This is a genomic window from Flavobacterium sp. 25HG05S-40 (genome assembly GCF_052654735.1).
On the sequence record NZ_CP199750.1, the window covers coordinates 3,218,591 to 3,233,670 of the forward strand.

15 protein-coding genes are annotated in these 15,080 nt (G+C 38.6%); 3 read left to right on the forward strand and 12 right to left on the reverse strand.

Annotated features, from left to right (window positions below; genetic code table 11):
* Nucleotides 1–95 precede the first annotated feature (95 nt).
* On the forward strand, nt 96–1,907 hold the full coding sequence (locus ACULEU_RS14055) for a GNAT family N-acyltransferase (RefSeq protein WP_445453195.1): 1,812 nt from the start codon (nt 96–98) through the stop codon (nt 1,905–1,907).
* A gap of 30 nt (nt 1,908–1,937) precedes the next feature.
* On the opposite strand, the gene ACULEU_RS14060 is transcribed toward ACULEU_RS14055, so the two are convergent.
* The 10 genes from ACULEU_RS14060 to ACULEU_RS14105 all read right to left on the reverse strand — a co-directional run bounded on the left by ACULEU_RS14060 (nt 1,938) and on the right by ACULEU_RS14105 (nt 9,621).
* Nucleotides 1,938–2,735, reverse strand: coding sequence for a M48 family metallopeptidase (locus ACULEU_RS14060; RefSeq protein WP_445453196.1), 798 nt, complete (start codon nt 2,733–2,735; stop codon nt 1,938–1,940).
* A gap of 2 nt (nt 2,736–2,737) precedes the next feature.
* Nucleotides 2,738–3,235 (reverse strand): hypothetical protein, encoded by a 498-nt coding sequence (locus tag ACULEU_RS14065; protein ID WP_445453197.1) that lies wholly within the window; start codon nt 3,233–3,235, stop codon nt 2,738–2,740.
* Complete coding sequence (locus ACULEU_RS14070; protein ID WP_445453198.1) at nt 3,166–3,570, reverse strand: DUF2752 domain-containing protein; 405 nt, start codon at nt 3,568–3,570, stop codon at nt 3,166–3,168. The genes ACULEU_RS14065 and ACULEU_RS14070 overlap by 70 nt, the downstream gene beginning before the upstream one ends.
* A gap of 3 nt (nt 3,571–3,573) precedes the next feature.
* A complete protein-coding gene (locus tag ACULEU_RS14075) occupies nt 3,574–3,912 on the reverse strand; it encodes a TM2 domain-containing protein (protein WP_445453199.1) in 339 nt (112 codons plus the stop codon).
* A 57-nt stretch (nt 3,913–3,969) separates the two neighbouring features.
* Nucleotides 3,970–4,368 (reverse strand): VOC family protein, encoded by a 399-nt coding sequence (locus tag ACULEU_RS14080; RefSeq protein WP_445453200.1) that lies wholly within the window; start codon nt 4,366–4,368, stop codon nt 3,970–3,972.
* Nucleotides 4,369–4,422: 54 nt separating this feature from the next.
* A complete protein-coding gene (locus ACULEU_RS14085) occupies nt 4,423–5,391 on the reverse strand; it encodes a 2-hydroxyacid dehydrogenase (RefSeq protein WP_445453201.1) in 969 nt (322 codons plus the stop codon).
* A gap of 96 nt (nt 5,392–5,487) precedes the next feature.
* A complete protein-coding gene (locus ACULEU_RS14090; protein WP_445453202.1) occupies nt 5,488–6,369 on the reverse strand; it encodes an aldehyde dehydrogenase family protein in 882 nt (293 codons plus the stop codon).
* Nucleotides 6,370–6,380: 11 nt separating this feature from the next.
* Complete coding sequence (locus ACULEU_RS14095; RefSeq protein WP_445453203.1) at nt 6,381–7,847, reverse strand: aldehyde dehydrogenase family protein; 1,467 nt, start codon at nt 7,845–7,847, stop codon at nt 6,381–6,383.
* Nucleotides 7,848–7,852: 5 nt separating this feature from the next.
* Complete coding sequence (gene deoC, locus ACULEU_RS14100) at nt 7,853–8,755, reverse strand: deoxyribose-phosphate aldolase (protein WP_445453204.1); 903 nt, start codon at nt 8,753–8,755, stop codon at nt 7,853–7,855.
* A 389-nt stretch (nt 8,756–9,144) separates the two neighbouring features.
* Nucleotides 9,145–9,621 carry a GNAT family N-acetyltransferase gene (locus ACULEU_RS14105; protein WP_445453205.1) on the reverse strand — a complete coding sequence of 159 codons (477 nt, stop codon included), beginning with the start codon at nt 9,619–9,621 and terminating at the stop codon, nt 9,145–9,147.
* Between the two features lie 495 nt (nt 9,622–10,116).
* Between ACULEU_RS14105 and ACULEU_RS14110 the strand changes: the two genes are divergently transcribed.
* Nucleotides 10,117–12,135, forward strand: coding sequence for a M13 family metallopeptidase (locus ACULEU_RS14110; protein ID WP_445453206.1), 2,019 nt, complete (start codon nt 10,117–10,119; stop codon nt 12,133–12,135).
* A 64-nt stretch (nt 12,136–12,199) separates the two neighbouring features.
* Here ACULEU_RS14110 and ACULEU_RS14115 read toward each other — a convergent pair whose 3' ends face one another.
* The gene (locus ACULEU_RS14115; protein WP_445453207.1) at nt 12,200–12,388 is read right to left on the reverse strand and encodes a hypothetical protein; all 189 of its coding nucleotides are present in this window, start codon (nt 12,386–12,388) and stop codon (nt 12,200–12,202) included.
* A 152-nt stretch (nt 12,389–12,540) separates the two neighbouring features.
* Here ACULEU_RS14115 and ACULEU_RS14120 point away from each other — a divergent pair, with 152 nt between their 5' ends.
* A complete protein-coding gene (locus ACULEU_RS14120) occupies nt 12,541–13,482 on the forward strand; it encodes a hypothetical protein (protein ID WP_445453208.1) in 942 nt (313 codons plus the stop codon).
* Here the strand turns inward: ACULEU_RS14120 and ACULEU_RS14125 are convergent, their stop codons facing one another.
* Nucleotides 13,483–15,078 (reverse strand): L,D-transpeptidase family protein, encoded by a 1,596-nt coding sequence (locus ACULEU_RS14125; RefSeq protein WP_445453209.1) that lies wholly within the window; start codon nt 15,076–15,078, stop codon nt 13,483–13,485.
* Nucleotides 15,079–15,080 lie beyond the last annotated feature (2 nt).

A 15,080-nucleotide genomic window follows, 5' to 3' on the forward strand; every position in this document is an offset into this window, starting at 1 on the left:
AGCGAATAAACTTCCGCAAGCAAAAATCGTGAATCTACAATCTTCAATTCATTAGAATTGTTATCTTTGTTTCTCGCTCAAAAATCAAATTATAAATGGGTTTAGTTACTGCTAAAGAAGTTGCCAAAGCGATTCACGTCGATAAGTATGGGGTTTTCGGGACTTTTTGTGGTTGGCTATTGATGAAAGCTTTAAAGATTTCAACCTTAAACAAAATCTACGATCGCAATAAACATTTAAGCGAAATTGAGTTCCTGAATGCTATCTTAGATGAGTTTCAAATCAAATTTGAAATTCCCGAAGAAGATTTTAAACGTTTGCCAAAAGACGGCGCTTACATCACTATTTCCAATCATCCTTTGGGTGGCATTGACGGCATATTGTTGTTAAAATTAATGCTCGAAAGAGAACCCGATTTCAAAATTATTGCCAATTTCCTTTTGCATCGTATTGAACCAATGAAACAGTATATCATGCCGGTGAATCCTTTTGAAAATCATAAGGATGCGAAATCGAGCGTCATCGGCATCAAAGAAACGTTACGCCATTTAAGTGATGGCAAACCGTTAGGAATGTTTCCTGCCGGAGAAGTGTCTACCTATAAAGATGGGCAATTGGTGGTCGACAAACAATGGGAAGAAGGCGCCATAAAAGTGATTCGAAAGGCACAAGTACCGGTAATTCCGATTTATTTTCATGCCAAAAACAGTCGCTTTTTTTATTTGTTATCCAAAATAAATCCGACGCTTAGAACAGCCAAACTCCCATCGGAATTGCTGACTCAAAAAGATCGTGTAATCAAGGTTCGTATCGGAAAACCGATTTCGGTAGCCGAGCAAAACGAACACAAAAGCATCGAAGAATACTCCGAGTTTTTGAGAAAGAAAACCTATATGCTTTCCAATTCCTTCAACAAGGAAAACAATATTTTTGACCCAAGAAACCTCAACTTGGATTTAAAGTCACCTAAAAGCCCGAAACAAATTGTAAAACCAGCCAATCACGATAAGATTCTGGAAGAAATCGCTTCCTTGAGAGAGAGCGATTGTCGTTTGCTACAAAGTAAAAACTACATTGTTTTCTTAGTTCCGGCTGATAAGATTCCGAATATCCTTCATGAAATTGGGCGTTTGCGTGAAATCACCTTTAGGTCTGTAGGCGAAGGAACCAACGAGTCTATTGATTTAGATCGATGTGATTCGTATTATCATCACATGTTTTTATGGGATGATGAATCGCAGGTGATTGCCGGTGCGTATCGTATGGGATTGGGTTCAGAAATTTTTCCAAAATATGGTATTGAAGGTTTTTATCTTCAGGATTTATTCCGATTTGAACCCGAGTTGTATGGTATGATGGAACAATCCATTGAAATGGGAAGAGCGTTCATTGTCAATGAATATCAGCAAAAACCGATGCCTTTATTCTTGCTTTGGAAAGGAATTGTACACACGACTTTGCGTTATCCGGAGCATAAATTCTTAATTGGCGGTGTGAGCATCAGCAATCAGTTTACAGAATTTTCAAAATCGCTGATGATTGAGTTTATGAAATCGCATTATTACGACCCTTATGTAGCGCAATATATTCATCCTAAAAAAGAGTTTAAGGTAAAACTAAAAGATGCCGACAAGGATTTTGTATTTAGTGAAACAGAAGCGGATCTGAATAAATTTGATAAAATCATTGACGAAGTAGAACCAGGTTCGTTGCGTTTGCCGGTGTTGATCAAAAAATACATCAAGCAAAATGCTCGCGTGGTAGCGTTTAATGTTGACCCCATGTTTAACAACGCCGTCGATGGCTTAATGTATATCCGAATTGCAGACTTACCTGAAAGCACGGTCAAACCCGTAATGGAGGAGTTTCAAGCGGAACTTGAAAAAAAGGAAAAAAATTATAAATAAAAAAGGCAACTCGTTGAGTTGCCTTTTTTGTTATTCATTACCAACCTTTTCTTGAAAGGCTTTCCAATCTTTTTCAGTCATGGTAGGTTTGCTTTTGATCTTTTTACCTTTGATATAATCCAATATATATTTGGCGCGTTCTTCTGATTCGGGATGATCGGCAATCCAATACATTGCACTACTCATATCGCTATCCTGTGCCATCTGATACATAAAGTCGGCCATAGGTCTTGGGTCGATATCGGCTTCTAGCATATATTTTACACTAGTAATATCCGCTTCTTTTTCCAATTTTCGATCATACGCAGAAGAGCTTAGTGTTTTTAAAAGTTCACGCGCCATTTCGCCTCCTTTGGTTCCTCCAGCAGCGCTTAGTAAAACAGAATATCCAATTTCTTTGGATAGTTTTTTCATAACATGGTTTTTCTCGATGTGAGCAATCTCATGACCTAAAACACCTTGCAACGCTTCCTGCTTTTTACAGTCTTCAATCAATCCTGTATAAACCACTAAATGATTATTAGGTAAAGCAAAAGCATTGATTTCATCTTTTTTAATGATGTGTACTTTCAAAGAATCACGATCAATGTCGTTGGCATCACAAAGGGGTTTCAGCAACGTATCTAATGATTTTATGATGGTATCATTGGTGATTACCTCTTCTGTTTCTTCCACTTGATTCCAAATCATATCGCCCAGTTTCTTCTCCATGTTTTCGGTGTTTTCCTTAACCTTGAAGGCTTTCATAAAATCTACTTGAGAAAAACCAAACCATATCAGCAGAAAACACCCAACTACAATTACTGCTTGTACAAAAATATTTTTCATAATTAACGTCTACAAATTAGGTTAGTAAGATTTCCGAAGAATAAAAACTCGACATGTATTCCTTTACGGACTTGAGTAGCAGCGTAAATAGTGGAGAAAATTTCCAGAAGATTGAATAAAATCACCGTAAAAATATAAGCAAAGTATTGATTGCTCACTTGTTCGTCTGTAAAAAGTATAGAAACCGTCCACCAAAAACTGGCGCTATTGATTCCGAGTAATGCCAATTGTGAAAATAGGGCTTGCGTACAATGCCAACGGACAAAATAGGTCCCTTTTCGGTTGGCCAAATAAAAGAAAAATGTAGCTAATAAATTGATAATGGGTAATGGCAATCCGGCTATCAGTGCCACCAAAGACATCAAGTAACTGTTAGATGCTTTTTCGCGTTCGTGTTCGCCAGGTTTGTAGGCAAAAGTGGTTTCTTGTATCATAATTGTTTGTATAAGTTCCAAATCCAATTGAGCAATACTAACAGAATTAAAATCGTGGCCAGCCATGGCTTTCTGATGATTGCTTCTGTTTTTTTATAGGCTCGATAAAAGTGGTCTTTTTTAAATAATAAATCTGTCAAAATCCAAACAGGAAAGACAAACATCATTATAGCAACAAGTATTCCAAACGGATTCAGAAGTAGTGATGCTACAAAATTACCTTCTAAAAAAAATGAAACAGCTCGAGTTGTACCGCAAGATGGACAAGGATACCCTGTCACATTTTTTATGATGCAAACACGAAATGTTTCATTTCGTAAATGGTGAATACTATAAAAAAGATAAATGAATCCGGCGAAACAAGCTATAAGCACTATAGAATATAACTTATTTCGGGTCATGTATTAATAGAATGAATTTTGGAAGGTTTCCATATTTTTCTCACGAGTAGCTCCCATAATCAGGAACCAGTCGATGATTTGCCAAATTCCTAAACCTCCACAAGTCAACAGTTTCCCGATTCCCATTCCGGTATCGCCTATCATGAAACGGTCAATTCCTAATGCACCTCCTAGTAATGAAACGACTAACGACGTTGTTGGTTCTTTGAATTGCATCGTTTGTACTAGTCCCCATTTTGATTCGTCAAGGGTTAGTAATTTTTCTCTAACAGCATTTAAATGATGGCTTTCGAAATATTTTGCATTCATCATCATAAACATGTCAACTTTTTGTGCGTCCATAATATTTATTGGTTTTTAATGGTTTTGTTATTATTTATTCGACTAAAATATAAAAAATTATAAGAAAGCACTATCAATCGGCTCCCAAAGTTCAATTTTATTTCCTTCTGGGTCCAGAATCCAGCCGAACTTTCCATAGTCATAAGTCTCCATTTCACCAACAATTGTTACACCTTCTTCTTTTAAAACGTTCAGCAGTGCTTCTAAATCATGCACTCTATAGTTCATCATAAAAGGTTTTTCGCTGGGTGAAAAATACTTAGTATTGGCTTCAAATGGCGACCATTGCGTAGAACATTCGTTTCCCTCTTTGTCTTTCCACCAAAAAGTCCAACCATAAGAATCTACCGGAATTCCGAGATGATTTTTGTACCATTCCTTGATAGCGTTTGGGTCTTCACATTTGAAGAAAAAGCCACCCAATCCTGTTACTCTCTTTAAATCTTTATTGTTCATCGATACGTATTATTGGTGTTACATTACACAAATTAAATCAGATTTTAATTATTCCTACTCATACTTAAGGATAATTTTATCTACAATGGTTTGTGCGAGTTTCTGATGACTTTCAAAAGTCCAACCGGCAATGTGCGGCGTTAATAAAACGTTTTCTGCTTGTAGCAGATATTCAAAAGCTTTGGGAAGTTCGGCCGGTTGTTCTTGAGACGATAAAAACAGATTTTCAAACGATAGTTTTTCATATTCCAGAACATCCAAACCGGCACCTAGAATTTTACCGGATTGTAAAGCTTCCACCAAATCATCGGTCACTACGTTTTTCCCGCGTGACGTATTGATTAACCAAAAGGGTTTAGCGAACGCGTTGATGAAATTGGTATTGATCAATTTATCCGTGAGTGTTGTCCATGGAATATGCAGACTCAACACATCAGCTTTAGCTTGTAATTCGGGCAACGAAACCTGTCTGGCATAATCATCACCCACTTGAGAGAGAATATCATAGCACAAAACTTCAACATCAAATCCGCTCAGTTTTTTGGCAAATGATTTTCCCATATTGCCATAACCTATAAGTCCAACTGTTTTGCCTTCCAGTTCATGACCGCGATTCCCTTCTCGAATCCAATGTCCTTCCCGAACCATTTTATCAGCACGGTTTAGTTTGTTCATTAACGACAACAACATTCCCAGAGCGTGTTCGCCAACGGCGTTTCGGTTTCCTTCAGGCGCTGCAATCAGGTGAATGTTTTTGGACTCCGCATATTCGCAATCGATGCTTTCCAAACCAGCACCAACTCGGGCAATAAACTGTAGATTAGTTGCTTTATCTATAAAGTCTTTGTCAATTGTAAAGCGACTGCGGATAACGATGCCGTGATAGTCCTGAATTTTGGCCTCAATTTCAGATTTAGAGGAGGTAAAATCGGCTTCGTTTTGAAAACCTGTCTGTTCCAATTGTTTCCATAAGAGCGGATGATTGCTATCAATATGAAGGATTTTGACGTCTTTGTTGCGCATAGTTTTGGGTTGAAAACGTAAAGATAGTATTTATTGAAACAGCAAAAAAACAGCCCGGAACACTATTCCCAGGCTATTGCTTTTATCCGCTTTATATTAATATCCAGCTCCGGCTCCTGCAATGACTTCAATCGGATGCCAGGTTGTTTTAGTTTCTTGGAAGTCGTAGATTAAATAAGGAGATTCATGTTTATCATCAAAATAATCACTGTCTTCCCGAATCACCACACGTTTCAAATTCTCGATGGCTAAGTCCTGAATTTTGGCAATCATATCAGCATCTTTTCCGCAATACAAAATCGCATTAACATCCTTGTGCGCGGCGAACTGCGTCAATAATTCGGCTTGATTTCCCGTTAGGATATTCACTACACCACCCGGAACATCCGATGTTGCTAACACTTCTGCAAAAGTCACAGCGCATAAGGCTAATTGTTCAGAAGCTAATACTACACAAGTATTTCCACCAGCAATGATGGAAACAATTTGCGTCACTAATCCCAACAAACCGCTTTGCTGTGGCGCGTATACAGATACCACTCCTGTAGGTTCGGGTACTGAAAAGTTAAAGAAACTTCCCGAGACCGGATTCACCGTGCTGTAAAGCTGGGTATATTTATCACACCAACCTGCATAATAAATCAATCGGTCGATACTTAAATCCACTTCATTTGCAGCTTTGGCTTTGGTGATTCCCTGCAGTTCCAATTCGGAGACAAACTGTGCTTTTCTTCCTTCTAGGACTTCGGCGATTCTGTAGAGAATCTGACAACGGTTGTAGGCGGTTTTGTGTGACCATCCACCTTGTGCTCCTCTGGCTGCTACTACGGCATTTCTAAAATCTTTTACCGAGGATAAACACATATTGGCTACCGTTTTTTTGTTGACAATAAGCGGATAATACCGTCCTGATTCGGTTCTTGGAAAACTTCCACCGATGTATATTTTATAGGTTTTCAAAACTTCTATTCTTGACATGATACTTCTTTTTAATCAAATTTTACATAGGCTTCCAATCCATGAACGCCGCCTTCTCTTCCGTGACCGCTTTCTTTGTAACCACCGAATGGCGAGGTTGGATCGAACTTATTAAAGGTGTTAGCCCAAACTACTCCGGCTCGCATTTGCGAGGTCATATTGAAGATTTTGGAACCTTTGTCTGTCCAAACGCCGGCCGACAAACCATAAGGCGTATTATTCGCTTTTTCGATAACCTCATCAACCGTCCTAAAGGTTTGGATGGCTAAAACAGGCCCGAAGATTTCTTCCTGAGAAATTCGGTTAGATTGGCTTACTTTAGTGAACAGCGTTGGTCGGCACCAGTAGCCTTTTGAAGGCAAATCGCAAGCAGGCTGATACATTTCGGCGCCTTCTTGTTTGCCAATTTCGATGTATTTACTAATCGTTTCCAATTGTTTTTTGGAGTTGATTGCACCGATATCAGTATTCTTATCCAATGGATCTCCTACGTGCAGAGAATTCATTCGGTCTTTCAATTTTTGAACCACAACCTCAAACACAGATTCCTGAACATACAAGCGCGAGCCCGCACAGCAAACGTGTCCTTGGTTGAAGAAGATGCCGTTTACGATACCTTCTACGGCTTGGTCTAAAGCGGCATCTTCAAAAATGATGTTGGCTGCTTTTCCACCCAATTCCATGGTAGATTTTTTGGATGTTCCGGCAATAGCTTTCATGATTATTTTACCCACACCTGTAGAACCGGTGAACGCAATTTTATCCACATCGGGATGATTTACAATGAAAGAGCCTGTTTGCCCTGCACCCGATACAATGTTTACTACTCCAGCTGGCAATCCTGCTTCCTGAATTACTTCTGCTAATAAATAAGCTGTTAACGGTGTGGTTTCGGAGGATTTAAGGACTACCGTATTTCCTGCTGCTAAAGCCGGAGCTATTTTCCAAGCCGCCATCAATAGTGGGAAATTCCACGGAATGATTTGTCCCGCCACGCCTATCGCTTTTGGTTTTCTGTTCGGGAACGCGTATTCCAGTTTGTCTGCCCATCCGGCATAATAGAAGAAATGCGCTGCTGCTAACGGAACGTCAACATCGCGTGATTCTCTGATGGGTTTCCCGCCGTTTAAGGTTTCTACCACAGCAAATTCACGGGCACGCTCCTGAAGGATTCGGGCAATTCTGTAGATGTATTTCCCGCGTTCTTTTCCAGATAGTTTCGACCATACGGTGTCGTAGGCTTTTCGGGCTGCTTTTACGGCAGCGTCAATATCGGCTTCATTAGCTTCGGCGACTTTCGCCAAAACTTTCTCGGTAGCCGGATTAATCGTGTCAAAATACTTTCCGGATTTTGGCGCTACAAACTTTCCGTTAATGAATAAATCGTAAGTGTCTTTTATTTTGAAATGACTGGTGCTTTCGGGAGCCGGAGCTAAATTCCAGTCAGAGGTAAAATCGATGGTATGTTTTTTTTTCATGCGGCTTAAACTTTAGAAATATAATCATTCGATTGGTAAATACCCGATTGTTGTTTTGCGATTTGCAGCAACACATCGTTGGCTAAACTACTAGCGCCAAAACGGAAATACTCGTTGGTTAACCATTGGCCACCCAAGGTTTCTTTGACCATTAACAGGTAATGCAGTGCCAATTTAGAAGTCGAAATACCACCTGCAGGTTTCATTCCGATCATGATGCCGGTTTTGTAATAGTAATCGCGAATGGCTTCGAGCATGACCAAAGTAACAGGTAAGGTCGCCGCTGGTTTTATTTTTCCGGTAGAGGTTTTGATAAAATCGGCTCCGGCATACATGGCGATATCACTGGCCTGACGTACTTTATCCAAGGTTCCAATTTCTCCGGTTTCCAAAATCACTTTTAAGCGTACGTTTTTACCGCAGGCTTCTTTGATCATCGCGATTTCATCAAAAACAAAATTGTATTCACCGCTGTGGAATTTTCCACGACTGATGACCATGTCTACCTCATCAGCACCATTATCGACAGCCATTTTGGTATCTAATAATTTGATTTCAGCACTGGATTGTCCACTCGGAAAAGCCGTAGCAACCGCCGCCACTTTTACGCCTGTCCCTTTGAGTTCGTTAACCGCAAGTTTGACAAAATTGGGATACACACAAACCGCTGCAGTCGTTGGCAATCCAGGAATTTCATCGTGTAAATGGTGTGCTTTGAAGCAGAGTTGCTTTACTTTCTCATCGGTATCCGCGCCTTCTAGTGTGGTTAAATCAATCATGTTTAAGGCCATTAACAGACCCTGCATTTTTGATTCTTTCTTGATGCTTCGGGAGGTTATTCGGGCGATTCTGTCCTCAATCCCCACTTGATCTATTCTTGGGGAATTTAAAAAATCAATGTTCTTCATTTATAATTTCAGTTAAAAAGACTAAGGAAATACCGAATGTCCACTGGACATTCTCCTCTTGATATCAAATATTTATATTCAATTAAAAATCCTAGGTGTTTCCTTGATTTTGCCGAAACACCAACAAACAAATATATAAAAGGTTTATGATGTTTATTAGGTTTATGGGATTAAAAGTTTAGAAGGTTATAGAAGTGTATTGGAATTAGGAGCACCACTCCCTGTATTTTTTAGAACGCTCCTCCCGCTATCCGCGCTACATGGTAGCTAGCTCCTATCGGGGCTAAAAAGGAGGTTTAGTTTTCTGGGTAACCCCCGACCCTCAAAATCTTCAGCCTTTGTGGAATACAAATGATTATTATAATTTCTCGCTACGCTTGCGACTTGCTTTAACGGGGATGAATTAAATTTTGTTTGTAAAATATACTATCTATTGGATTGATTGGAAAATCTTTTGGCAACTCTTCTATACTAATTTTTTTGAAATTGTGCTTTTCATAAAACTTTTGTGCCGTTACAAATTGTGTCATAGTACCGAGGTAAATTGTTTTTAAGTTATTACCAAGAGCCCAATTTACAATGTTTTGTAAAAGTAATTCTGCAATCCCTTGTCCACGATAATTCTTATGCAGAAACATTTTTCTTAAAACAGAATTGCTATTTTCAAGTCGTGTAATGCTTATTGTACCAACTACTTTGTTTGCTGCTACTGCTACCAAATATGAGTCAGGAAGAATAAGACTTTTGTCTTTACTAATAGTTGATATAGGTTCTGAAAACTCCTTACTAATAGAATCAAGTAGCAATTCAATTTCTCGCTGATAATCCTCTTTAAATGGAATAATTTGAATATTTGAATTTATCATATGTTTTTATTATTCTTCCAACCCAAATGGCGCGGACTTGCAGTCCGTGCCTGCCTTTTAAAAAGATAAACTAACACTACTTCTATATCGCTTTCTAGTCCAGCATAATTACGTGCAGCACTAAAATAATAATCTTCAGCTAAAGTTACCATTTTATCCTTTACAAGATTATTGTAAATATAATTTACTTTTTCCTTAATAAACTTAGTGCTGTAAAGCAAGTAAGTCAAAGTCTGCTACATTTTTTGTGTATATCTGTTAAAGGAAAGGCCTTGACTGCAAGTCCGCGCCATCGGGTAACTCACTATACCATTAGTGGAAAGTTTACCCCTTTCGATAAATGGATGCCTCTACAACTTCCTCATGACAGCAATGCCAAATAATCTGCATTTTCCTGTAACAAACCCCTACTCCTAATGTCTAACCATCTTGTAACACTAATTTGCTATCGTATATTTTAGTAACTTTGGCAGATTAACCAAACCAAACCACTTCATGAAAAATATTAAAATGTCTCTTCTGGCGGCAGCCGTCCTTATGGTTTCCTGTGCTAAAAAAGAAGAACTTACTTCGGGTATCAACAAGAAAAATATGGATACCACTGTAAAACCAGGAGATAACTTTGCCAACTATGTCAACGGAACCTGGTTGAAAACGATGAAAATTCCAGCCGATAAAGCCTCTTATGGGGCTTTTGATAAGCTGTACGACCAATCGCAAAAAGATGTAAAAGCCATTATTGAAACTGCTGCGAAATCTAATGCTGCTGAAGGTTCAGACGAACAAAAAATTGGGGATTACTATGCATCCTTCATGGACAGAAAAGGTAGAAATGCCAAAGGAATTAGCCCGATAGCACCTGAAATGAAAGCTATTGATGCTATTGCCAATTACAATGATTTGGCTAGCTTTTTTGGAACTGCCAACAGAACGGGCATTAGTATTCCGTTTAATGTTTCGGTCTATACCGATTTTAAAGATCCAACAAAAAACATTCTGATCACTTGGCAAGGAGGATTAGGTCTTCCTGAAAGAGAATACTACACTTCGACCGATGCTAAAATGGCCGACATCCGTAAAAAATATGTGGCCCATGTTGAAAAAATGTTACAGTTAGGAGGTGTTGAAAATGCCGCAGAAAATGCTACAAAAATCATGGCTTTAGAAACTGCTATCGCAACGCAACACATGAAAAAGGAAGATACCCGCGACATGATGAAGTTGTATAACAAATACGCTACAGCCGATTTAAAAACATTACTCCCTGATTTTGATTGGACTGCTATGTTAACTAAAGCCAGTGTTGACAAGGAAAAAAGCATTGTGGTAACACAGGTGGAGTACATGAAAAACCTGAACAACATCATCAAAAATACCCCTATTGATACCTGGAAAACCTATTTAAAATGGGGACTGATTAACAAATCGGCTTCGTTGTTGACCACTGAATTAGACAATCAAAACTTTGCGTTTTACAGCAAAACCTTAAACGGAACGGAGCAACCTGAAGAAGATTGGAAGCGTGCCGTAAACACGGTTAATGGTGGTTTGGGTGAAGTGGTAGGGAAGGTATATGTGGAAAAACATTTTTCTCCGGAAGCCAAAGAGCGTATGGTCTTAATGGTTAAGAATTTATTGAAAGCCTATTCCGAAAGCATCAAGAAATTAGACTGGATGAGTGCTGCTACCAAAAAAGAAGCGCTTAAGAAAGTAGATAAATTCATGATTAAAATTGGTTACCCTGACAAATGGAGAGACTACTCTGCCTTAAAAATAGACAAAAACGACTTGTACGGCAACGCCCAAAGATCAACGGCGTTTGAATACCAAAGAAATCTCGACAAATTAGGAAAACCTGTAGACCGAACCGAATGGGGCATGAATCCTCAAACGGTAAATGCGTATTACAATCCATCGTTTAACGAGATTGTATTTCCAGCCGCTATATTGCAACCGCCTTTCTTTGATTTAAATGCGGATGACGCTGTAAATTATGGTGCTATTGGAGCCGTTATTGGTCACGAAATCGGTCACGGATTTGACGATCAGGGCAGTACTTTTGACGGTGATGGTGTTTTAAAAAACTGGTGGACTGATGCTGATTTAGCAGCATTCAAGGCCAAAACAAACAACCTTGTTGCTCAATACAACAGTTTCAAAGCGTTCCCTGATTTGACCGTTAATGGTGCTTTTACGCTTGGCGAAAATATTGGTGATTTAGGTGGATTGAGTATCGCAATCAAAGCATATAAAGAAAGTCTTGGTGGTAAAGAAGCGCCTGTTATGGACGGTTTTACTGGTATGCAACGTGTATTTTTAGGTTGGGGACAAGTTTGGGGAGAAAAAACACGTGAAGCAGCACTTCGCAGTCAAATTGCTGGTGATCCACACTCGCCTGCCAAATTCCGAATCAACGGCGTAGTGCGTAATATTCCGGAGTTCTATGAAGCTTTCAATATTAAACCAACAGATTCCTTATATCTTGCTCCTGAAAAACGAGTGAAGATCTGGTAATCTTTTACAATACTTTAAACAAAAAGCCCAACTTTAAAAGTTGGGCTTTTTTATTTATGAGTAGTTATGATTCATCTTTGGTAGCTTTGACCAAACCTATTCCGGAGATGAAAAATACCGCTCCCAAAATTCCATAAATAATTAAGCCTCTTATGTCTCTTTCTGCACCAGAAGTAGATGCAAAGATAACCGCGGCATAAATTAATCCTGCAATTCCCAAAACGGTCAAAATCGCTCCAAATGTTCGTTTCATATTCATAATAGTAGTTTTAAGGTATTAAAATTGTATCACGAAGGTGATGATAACAGCTTCGACTATGTTACACAGTTATTACAAAACGTTATAGCATTTGAGTGAATTCAGTATTTTTTCCTAAGTTTGAAGACCCTCTAATAACCCAAAATATGAGACATACGTTCCTTATTCTGAAATTACTTGTTGTAACTTCTGTTTCTACAAATTCCTTTAGTCAGATTGCTATCAGCAATACCTCTGAAATCGAGAAAATTAAAACGGGTACCACTTTCTTTGCGATGAAAGACCCTGATTCTCCCAAAGCTGCTGCTTATGTAGAGGCTATCAAGAAAAGCTGGACTTTATCAAAAGTATCCTTCATAAAATATAGCGATGTGGAGAAAAACATTGCCCCAAACAATTCCTTTGTTACTATTGGTGCCAAGATGACTAGTTCCAACAGTAGTTCGGTTACGGAAACTAATTTTTATCTTGAGTTTTGGACCACCAACGGCAAATTTGTTTACGACCCTAAGAAACGAAAACATTTTAATCAGGATGATAAAATAATTATAGCTACTGTTGCCCTTTTTCCTGATTTTACTACGCAAAATAATCCAAGCAGTCTCTACAAAATGGACTATGATGCTTCGGGGCATCTCAAGAATTGGAGCAGTGCTATTGTGGGCAATTATATCCAGCAAGTAGTCATGTTACTAGAAAAAGGAACAGCCTTAACTTCGAAAACAACATTTTTTAATAAAGAAGAAGTACACCAACTTAGTTCTCAAACCCTCTATATTCCGGATTATGTACTGACTAAATTCGCTAAAAACTCCGCTGATGACAGCAAAAAAATCTCTGAAAAAGAACTTATGGAAAACAGTACTTTATCGTGTAAATTTTTGAGCACTACCGAACTCAACGAGAAAATTATATCCGCGACAGCGCCTTTATATTATCTGCTTTTAATCAAAACCAATACAGATAAATGGATTACAGTAACCAATTCACAAACTGGCGAAATAGTGTATTCAGCTTACTCTAATTCTTCCGGGAATTTCAAACCCAGCGATTTGAAAGAGTTGCAAAAGGCCATTCAAAAGAACTAATTACAATTCTTCTACGAGCATTGCGGCTAATTGCGCATCTTTCTCGTAGATATCTTTGTAAAAATTGATGTCGCCCTCATCATCTACAAAAGCAGTGAAATAACCAATGTATACTGGGATTTTCTCTTTTAGAGTGCACCAGGTTTCTTTCTTTTTGTGCATCGCTTTTTCTATTCTTTCCGGCGTCCAATAAGGATCACTTTCTAAAATCAGATTGGCTAACTCGGTTGGCTTTTCCACACGGATACAACCATGGCTAAAGGCCCGTTTTTCTGAAGTAAACAAACTTTTAGACGGGGTATCGTGTAAATAAATATTATTAGAATTAGGAAAGAGAAACTTAACCAATCCAAGAGAATTTCGAGGTCCGGGTTTTTGTCTCACGTTGCCATTATTCCATTCCATATTGTGATTGGCCAAATAGTTTTTATCTTTTTTAATAGCAGGAAGAATTTCGGTTTTGATGATGTGCGGCGTGACATTCCAATACGGACTAAAAACGATATGACTCATCATGCCACTAAAAATTACCGTTTTATTCATAGTGGTTCCAACAACCACTTTTGAGGTCAAGACCACTTTTCCTTCTTTGAAATAATTCAGTCTGTAAGATGGGATATTGACCACAATAAATTCTTTGGCTTTTCCTAAATCGGTGGCAACCCAACGACAGCGTTCCATATTGACCATAATCGTTCTGATACGCTCGCTAATCGGAACATTCATTTCATTAATATGCTTTGGCAGAATCGTTTTATCCAATGTAAATCCGTTGCGCTTTTTGTATTTTAACACAGCCTGTTGTAGCGCAAAACCATAAAGTTGTCGGCCGGAATCTTCTGCGATGTCACCCGTTTGAAACAAGCGCGTTCTTATTTTGGCTACCACAGTGGAGCTGTCACCAGGTTTAATCGATTTAAAGTCGGAAGGCACGGCAATTGAATCCCAACCTCCTTTTTGCTCTATGTCGCGGTACTTTTGCAAAACGGTTTTGAGTTTGTAATACTGGGCGATATGCTGTTCCTTACTGTCAATTAGTTTTGGGTCAATTAACAAAGAATCCAGATATCCTACATAGGATTGTTTCTTTCGAGGTAAATACCATTCCAATTCTTTCATTTTGGTACTGTCAATGCCCTGAAGCGTTTTATTGACGTAGAAGAAATAATAGTTGGACAGGAATAATTCGGTGTCAATATCCGGTTTCGCTTCATTTTTTTGAAGTAAACGATCCAACGTTTCCTTGTAGGGCAATTTTGTTTGGATTCCCTCCTGATATAAATTGTTGATTTTGTTGTAGATAACGTCCGCGGTTTCTTTTCTGCCTTTTTTGTCGTACCAGACAAAATCGAAACTGTTTTTTTCATACATCGAAACTACTTGCTTTTTGTACAAAATCAGTTTCGGATATTTAGCATAAAAAGAACTAACGAGCGTGCTATCAAAAGAAAGTACAAAACTTTCCACCTTCTTTTTAGGCGTAAGAGCCACGTCCTTTTTCTTATCGCAAAACCAGCTGGTTAAGGAAATTCCCATCACCAAAATGATTACTAAAAAACCATACCCTTTTGCTCTCTTCATTACTTTGTTGTCCATTT

Coding starts and splice junctions, on each gene's coding strand:
- ACULEU_RS14090 (WP_445453202.1), bottom strand. CDS start 6,369: ATGTCAAGAATAGAAGTTTTGAAAACCTATAAAATATACATCGGTGGA.
- ACULEU_RS14055 (WP_445453195.1), top strand. CDS start 96: ATGGGTTTAGTTACTGCTAAAGAAGTTGCCAAAGCGATTCACGTCGAT.
- ACULEU_RS14065 (WP_445453197.1), bottom strand. CDS start 3,235: ATGGCTGGCCACGATTTTAATTCTGTTAGTATTGCTCAATTGGATTTG.
- ACULEU_RS14070 (WP_445453198.1), bottom strand. CDS start 3,570: ATGACCCGAAATAAGTTATATTCTATAGTGCTTATAGCTTGTTTCGCC.
- ACULEU_RS14120 (WP_445453208.1), top strand. CDS start 12,541: ATGAGACATACGTTCCTTATTCTGAAATTACTTGTTGTAACTTCTGTT.
- deoC (WP_445453204.1), bottom strand. CDS start 8,755: ATGAAGAACATTGATTTTTTAAATTCCCCAAGAATAGATCAAGTGGGG.
- ACULEU_RS14085 (WP_445453201.1), bottom strand. CDS start 5,391: ATGCGCAACAAAGACGTCAAAATCCTTCATATTGATAGCAATCATCCG.
- ACULEU_RS14125 (WP_445453209.1), bottom strand. CDS start 15,078: ATGGACAACAAAGTAATGAAGAGAGCAAAAGGGTATGGTTTTTTAGTA.
- ACULEU_RS14110 (WP_445453206.1), top strand. CDS start 10,117: ATGAAAAATATTAAAATGTCTCTTCTGGCGGCAGCCGTCCTTATGGTT.
- ACULEU_RS14095 (WP_445453203.1), bottom strand. CDS start 7,847: ATGAAAAAAAAACATACCATCGATTTTACCTCTGACTGGAATTTAGCT.
- ACULEU_RS14105 (WP_445453205.1), bottom strand. CDS start 9,621: ATGATAAATTCAAATATTCAAATTATTCCATTTAAAGAGGATTATCAG.
- ACULEU_RS14080 (WP_445453200.1), bottom strand. CDS start 4,368: ATGAACAATAAAGATTTAAAGAGAGTAACAGGATTGGGTGGCTTTTTC.
- ACULEU_RS14115 (WP_445453207.1), bottom strand. CDS start 12,388: ATGAAACGAACATTTGGAGCGATTTTGACCGTTTTGGGAATTGCAGGA.
- ACULEU_RS14075 (WP_445453199.1), bottom strand. CDS start 3,912: ATGGACGCACAAAAAGTTGACATGTTTATGATGATGAATGCAAAATAT.
- ACULEU_RS14060 (WP_445453196.1), bottom strand. CDS start 2,735: ATGAAAAATATTTTTGTACAAGCAGTAATTGTAGTTGGGTGTTTTCTG.